The sequence below is a fragment of the Saccharopolyspora sp. NPDC047091 genome, assembly GCF_040643635.1.
GTDB lineage: Bacteria > Actinomycetota > Actinomycetes > Mycobacteriales > Pseudonocardiaceae > Saccharopolyspora_C.
In genome coordinates, this window is sequence record NZ_JBEYUS010000076.1 from 22,527 (window position 1) to 28,661 (window position 6,135).

A 6,135-nucleotide genomic window follows, 5' to 3' on the forward strand; every position below is an offset into this window, starting at 1 on the left:
GGGTTGCCGTAGGGTCGTGGGAGCTAACGTGGCATCCGTTGGTCGACCATCCCGCCCGTACCGGTGAACTGGGGAGTTCCACGTGTCGTTCGTCAGCGAATTCCTGGCCATGGTCGCCGGGCTGCCGCGCCCGTTGCTGATCCTGGTCACGGGTGCCCTGGTGCTCGGCGAGTGCACGATCGGACTGGGCTTCCTGGTGCCGGGCGAGAGCGGTCTGCTGGTCGCTTCGGCCGCGGTGACCGATATCGGATTCTTCTTCGGCCTGTCACTGACAGTGGCCGCGTGCGCGGTGGTCGGCGACAACATCGGTTATTTCCTCGGACGCCGATACGGTGCGCGCGTCCGCGAAACGCGAATGGTCGCGAAGCTGGGCGTGCGGCATTGGGACCGGGCTTGCCGGATGTTGCGCAAGTACGGGATCGGCGCGGTGTTCGTCGCGCGTTTCCTGCCGGTGGTCCGCACGTTGGTGCCGGTCTCGGCGGGGACGAGCGGACTGGGCTATTGGCGTTTCCTGGCGACCTCGGTGGTGGGGGCCACCACGTGGTCGATGTTGCACGTGGGCATCGGCTGGGCGGCCGGGACCTCGGCGAAGTACATCGAGCACCTGCTAGGCCGCGCGAGCGGCATCGTGCTGGGAGTGCTGGTGCTGGTCGGCGTGGGCGTGTGGCTGTGGCGCCGCCGGTCCAAGAAGCTGAAGGCCGCCGCGGCGCAGCCCGCCGACGTCGCCGAAGAGCCCGTCGACGCCGAGCGCGCCGCCTGACCCTCCCCGCGCAGCCGAGCGGTGGTCAGCGGCGGGCGTCGAGCCGGTAGCGGCCGGGGGAGTGGCCGCGGGCCCGGCTGAAGGCCCTGCTGAAGGCGTGCACCGAGGTGTAGCCGACCGACCGCGCGATCGTCTCCAGGGTGTCGTCGCCGTCGCGCAGCCGTGCCGCCGCCAGGTCCATCCGCCACCGCGTGAGGTAGCCGCCGGGCGGTTCGCCCGCGGCGTGCAGGAACCGCCTGGTCAGCGTGGCGCGGGATACCGCGACGTGGGACGCGAGCAGGTCGGTGGTCCACGGCCGCGCGGGGTCCTCGTGCAGCGCGGTGATGGCGTCCCGCACCACTGGGTCGCAGAGCAGGCCGAGCCAGCTGCCCGCCGCTTCCGCCGGGGACGCCGCGATCCAGTCCCGCAGCAGCTGGATGAGCAGCACGTCGATGAGCCGGTCGAGCAGCACGCTGGAGGCCATCCCGGGCCGTTCGAGCTCGCGACCGAGCAGCCGCAGCACGTCGTCCAGCCCACCGCCGCGTTCGGCGTGCACGTGGACGGCGGCGGGCAGCGCGGCGAGCACCTGGGTGGAAGCGGCGGTGTCCGAGCTGAACGTGGCGCACAGCAGGTGGGTCTGCGCGGCACCTCGCCCGATGTGCAGCGCGACCCCGGCGTCCTGCGCGCGCTGGGCTTCGAGGCAGTCGTGGACGTCGATCGCGGCGTCGGGTGCGCTGAGCAGGGTGTGCGCGGTGCTGTCGGCGAGCAGCAGGACGTCGCCGGGGACGAGCTGCCGCGGTTGCGCACCGGGCACGCCGACCCAGGCGGTGCCCGCGGTGGCCGCGTACAGGGCGGGGCCGTCGGGGCCCGCCCAGGACACGCCCCAGTCCTGTCCGGCGCTGATCCGCGCGGCCACGCTGCCGCGGACGCCGGTGCGGGCGAGTACGTCGGCGAGCAGGTCCATCCGCCCGAGATTACTCGGTCGAGCGAGCACCAGTGCAACGATCGGGCAATTTCGTGCGTTCTTCAGGCATCGTTCGGCTCACCCGCTGCGCCATACGCTCCTAGCAGGGCCGCCCGCCGGGCGGCGGTGCGGGAGGAGTGCACGATGACGCGGTTCAGCGACGAAGCCGACTTGGACCGGCGGATGGCCGGCGAGTACGGCGAGCAGACCGAGCAGGACCGCCTGGCCCTCGCCGAGTTCGGCAGCGCGGCCGAGATGAATCGCCGGGTGATCGCGGAGTTCCGCGAGCGCGGCGGCGTGGTCGGCGGCATGTTCGAGGGCCTCCCGCTGGTCCTGGTGCACCACGTGGGGGCCAAGTCCGGTGCGCCCCGGATCTCGCCGTTGGCGCCGCTGATCGAGGACGATCGGATCTTCGTCTTCGCCAGCAAGGGCGGCACCCCGGAGCACCCGGCCTGGTACCACAACCTGCTGGCGAACCCGCGGACGCGGGTGGAGCTGGGCGCCGAGGTGTTCGACGTCGAGGCGACGGTGCTGACCGGCGCGGAGCGCGACGAGGTGTACGCGCGGCAGGTCGCGGTGGCTCCCCAGTTCGGCGCGTACGAGCGCCGCACGGACCGGGTCATCCCGGTGGTGGAGCTGCGGCGCGTCCAGCATCAGCGCCGCTCGGCGGCCTCGGGCCTGCCGGTGCCCGCGAAGGCGGGACCTGCCAGGAACCACACCGCGGTGATGATGCCGAGCAGCGCGGGCACGCTCCAGTAGGGGTGGTGGGCGAGCTCGTCGAGGGAGCGCGGCACGGCGACCCCGCCGACGGCGGCGAGCACCAGCAGCACGACGCCCGCGATCAGGTCCGCGAGCAGCACCCGCAGCCATTCCCGCCACAGCGCCAGCACTTCGGCCCGCGAGCCCTTGGCCGGTTTCGCCGGTCGCGGGCCACCGGCGAACCGGTGGTGGAACCAGGCGTCGGCCCAAGCGATGGTGGCGCGGCCGAAGGCGACGGTGAACCCGAGGTACACCGCGGCGAACGCGTGCGCGCGGGACGGTGCGGCGCCGCCCGCGAGGTCCACGGCGACCAGCACCACGAGTACGACGTCGACAAGCGGCACCCCGCGCAGCAGCAGGGCGCCGAGCCGGGCTCGCCGGGCGAGGTAGCGGGCGGTGAGCCCGGCCGCGAGCAGCACCCAGAAGGCGAGCTCGGCGGCGACGATGGCGGTGACCACGTGCGTCCTCCTCCGGTCAGCGGGGTCTCGGCCCGAACAGGTGGGCTTCGAGCAGTTCGGCGGCCTGCGCGCGGTCGAGCAGGCCGGGTGCGGTGAGCAGTTCGAAGGCGAGGCCGTCCACGAGCGCGCCGAGCTCAGCGGCGGTCTGCTCCGGGTCGGTCCCGGCCGGCAGGTGCCCGAGTTCGACGAGGCCGCGCACCAGGTGGTGCAGGAACTCCCGCACTTCGCGCGCCTGGTCGCCGACGATCTCCGCGAGCGCCGGGTCGTACCGGGAGCGGTGCACGAACTCCAGCCAGATGCCCAGTTCGCGGGCGGTGTCGTCGCGCAGCGGCAGGAGTTCGCCGAGCATCGCCAGCGCGCGGCGCCGCACGTCGGGTTCGGCTTCGGCCCGGCGCACGCGCTCGCCGACGCGGTCGGACAGCGAGCGCAGCGCGAAGGCGTGCAGTTCGGCCTGGGTGCCGAAGAAGTGGCGCACGGAGCCGGTGGCGAGCCCGGCTTCGGCGGCGACCTTGCGCACCGAGGCCTCGGCGAGCCCGCCGCGTTCGAGGGTCCGCCACACGGCGGCGACGATGTCCCGCCGCCGCGCCTCCTGATCGATCCGTCGCACCACGAGCCCAAAGTAACACAGCTGTGCTAGTAAGGTCGGCGCAGGTGAGCGGCCCGTTCGGCCGGTGAGCCTGCTCGCCGGGGGATCAGCTGCGGGTGGTGACCTGGCCGCCGCTGAGCTGGTGCACCGCGCGGCTCACCTCGCGCGGCCGCAACCCGGTGCCGGTGAGGGTGAGCGCCAGCCGGTCCGTGCCGCCGCACTCGCTCAGCGGGCCGCCCCACCCGTCCACGTCGATCACCACGTACGGCGACCCGGCGCGGTGCGTGCGCAACCGGACCTGCCGGACCGCCGACCACGGCGCCGAGTACGTCCCGGCCGCCGAGGCGTAGGTGACGCCCGCATCGGTCAACGCCACCTGCAGGTGGAACATGTCCCGGTTGATCCGCCGCCAGCGCAACTGCGCCCGCGCCACGTAGCAGCTGCACACGACCGCCACGACCGGCACCACCACCAGCCAGCGCGACGGCCCCGGCGTCCACGTCCACCACAGCACCGCGGCCCCGGCGCACACGATCCCGTTCGCGACCTGGGTGAGCACCACGAGCAGGCCGTCCCGTTGGATGCTGCGTTCTTGCTGCGCGCTCCGGCTGATCACCAGCACGCGGGAGGCCGGGTGCATGGCGACGATCTTCCCCCGGGCGGTCCACCCGGTGAACCCGGCGGAAGTACCAACTTCGCCCGCCGGAACGACGACGGCGGAGGCGCCCCGCATCGGGGCACCTCCGCCGTCGCGGAGCGGTCCGGGTCAGGCGCGCGCGGCGGGCTCCCGCTCACCGCTGTTGCGCCGCCGGGAGACCACGTAGCCGATGGCGAGCGCGATGACCAGCGGCGGCGTGATGTACAGCGCGATCCGGGTCTCGGAGTCGAACGCCAGCAGCACCACGACCATCGCCAGGAACGCCAGCACCACGTAGTTCGAGTACGGCGCCAACGGCATCCGGAACATGGTCGCCTCGATCTCGCCGCGCGCGATCCGGCGGCGGAACCCCAGGTGCGCGATCACGATCATGCCCCAGGTGAACAGGGCACCGACGGTGCTCGCGCTGGTGATGTAGGTGAACGCCTGCTCCGGCGCCACGTAGTTGAGCACCACGCCGATGAGCATCGAGCCGAAGGTGACCGCGATGGCCCGCGACGGCACCGCCCGCGAGGACAGCTTGCCGACGACGCGCGGCGCGTGCCCGTCCTCGGACAGGGTGCGCAGCATGCGGCCGGTGGAGAAGATGCCGCTGTTGCAGGAGGACAGCGCCGCGGTGGTCACCACGAAGTTGATGACCCCGGCGGCCGCCGGAATGCCGATCAGGGTGAAGGCCTGCACGAACGGGCTGGAGTCCGCGTTGAAGCTGGTCCACGGCACGAGCGCGGTCAGCGCGGCCAGCGCGCCCACGTAGAAGATCAGGATCCGCAGCATCACCGCGTTGATGGCCTTCGGCAGCACCGTCTTCGGGTTGGCGCTCTCGCTGGCGGTCTGGCCGACCATCTCGACGCCGATGAACGCGAACATGACGATCTGGAACGCCAGCAGCGCGGACACCGGGCTGGTGGGGAAGAAGCCGCCGTGCGACCAGATGTTGCTCACCGCGGCCGTGTCGCCCGCGTCGCTGAAGCCGAACACCAGGATGAGCGCGACCAGCACGATCATGCCGACGATGGCCACGACCTTGATCAGCGCGAACCAGAACTCGAACTCGCCGAACAGCTTCACCGCGATCAGGTTGACGCCGCTGAGCACGATGAGCGCGCCGAGCGCGGGGATCCACTGCGGCAGCTCCGGGAACCAGAACTGGAAGTACTTGCCCACGGCGGTGATCTCGGCCATGCCGGTCACGATCCACACCAGCCAGTAGCCCCAGCCGGTGGCGAACTTGGCCCAGGGACCGATGAACTCGCCCGCGTACTCGGCGAAGGAACCGCTGACCGGCCGGTACATCAGCAGTTCGCCGAGGGCCCGCATGACGAAGAAGATCATCACGCCGGCGATGGCGTAGATCAGCATCAGGCCGGGACCGACCTGGCTCAACGCCTTGCCGGACCCGAGGAACAGCCCGACACCGATCGCCCCGCCGATGGCGATCATGTTGATGTGCCGGTTGCTCAGGTCCTTGCGGTATTCCTCGGGGGCGGGTTCGCTCATCGCCGTGCTCCTGCGGAGGGAAGAAGGATTCATTCTTGTGGACCGGTACTGTGCCACGTTCGGTCCTGGTCTTCCTGGCAGGGGCCGGAATCGTGATCCATTCTTCCGGCGATGTCGATCTGCGAGCTTTGCCCGATGAGATCCGCCTGTGACCTGCCGTTACGGCCGAGATGAATCGTTTTTTGCTCCGACTGGTGGTACCGGGAACGGCGAACGCCGCATTCCCCGGAGGAAATGCGGCGTTCGCGTCGGCCCGTTCAATGCGGAGGAGATCTCCGCGAAACGATTCGCTTACAGATCGGCGTAGAGGGGGAACTTCTCAGCGAGCGCGCGGACCCGGTTGGCGAGCGCGGTCGTCGTCTCCTCGTCGATCGTCGGCTGGAGTGCTGTGGCGATGATGTCGGCGACTTCGGTGAATTCGGTGGTGGTGAAGCCGCGGGTGGCGAGGGCGGGGGTGCCGATGCGCAGGCCGCT

7 protein-coding genes and 1 pseudogene are annotated in these 6,135 nt (G+C 71.3%); 2 read left to right on the forward strand and 6 right to left on the reverse strand.

All coding sequences use genetic code 11. The features are described from left to right. Positions 1-109 precede the first annotated feature (109 nt). Complete coding sequence (locus ABZ805_RS24965; protein WP_358444913.1) at positions 110-760, forward strand: DedA family protein; 651 nt, start codon at positions 110-112, stop codon at positions 758-760. Positions 761-785: 25 nt separating this feature from the next. Here the strand turns inward: ABZ805_RS24965 and ABZ805_RS24970 are convergent, their stop codons facing one another. Beyond that, the gene (locus tag ABZ805_RS24970) at positions 786-1,703 is read right to left on the reverse strand and encodes an AraC family transcriptional regulator (protein ID WP_358444916.1); all 918 of its coding nucleotides are present in this window, start codon (positions 1,701-1,703) and stop codon (positions 786-788) included. A 144-nt stretch (positions 1,704-1,847) separates the two neighbouring features. On the opposite strand from ABZ805_RS24970, the gene ABZ805_RS24975 reads away from it, so the two are divergent. Next, positions 1,848-2,462 (forward strand): nitroreductase family deazaflavin-dependent oxidoreductase, encoded by a 615-nt coding sequence (locus ABZ805_RS24975; RefSeq protein ID WP_358444918.1) that lies wholly within the window; start codon positions 1,848-1,850, stop codon positions 2,460-2,462. Here ABZ805_RS24975 and ABZ805_RS24980 read toward each other — a convergent pair. The 5 genes and pseudogenes from ABZ805_RS24980 to ABZ805_RS25000 all read right to left on the reverse strand — a co-directional run. Then, complete coding sequence (locus tag ABZ805_RS24980; RefSeq protein ID WP_358444921.1) at positions 2,357-2,920, reverse strand: hypothetical protein; 564 nt, start codon at positions 2,918-2,920, stop codon at positions 2,357-2,359. The two genes, ABZ805_RS24975 and ABZ805_RS24980, sit on opposite strands and share 106 nt — an antisense overlap. 16 nt (positions 2,921-2,936) lie before the next feature. Further along, positions 2,937-3,530, reverse strand: a complete 594-nt coding sequence (locus tag ABZ805_RS24985) for a TetR family transcriptional regulator C-terminal domain-containing protein (RefSeq protein WP_358444924.1) — start codon at positions 3,528-3,530, stop codon at positions 2,937-2,939. 82 nt (positions 3,531-3,612) lie between these two features. Continuing rightward, positions 3,613-4,239 carry a hypothetical protein gene (locus tag ABZ805_RS24990; protein WP_358444926.1) on the reverse strand — a complete coding sequence of 209 codons (627 nt, stop codon included), beginning with the start codon at positions 4,237-4,239 and terminating at the stop codon, positions 3,613-3,615. Positions 4,240-4,272: 33 nt separating this feature from the next. Then, positions 4,273-5,661: an amino acid permease gene (locus ABZ805_RS24995; protein WP_358444929.1), complete on the reverse strand. Its 1,389-nt coding sequence runs from the start codon at positions 5,659-5,661 to the stop codon at positions 4,273-4,275. A gap of 291 nt (positions 5,662-5,952) precedes the next feature. Then, a pseudogene (locus tag ABZ805_RS25000) lies at positions 5,953-6,135 on the reverse strand (serine hydroxymethyltransferase); the annotation flags it as partial.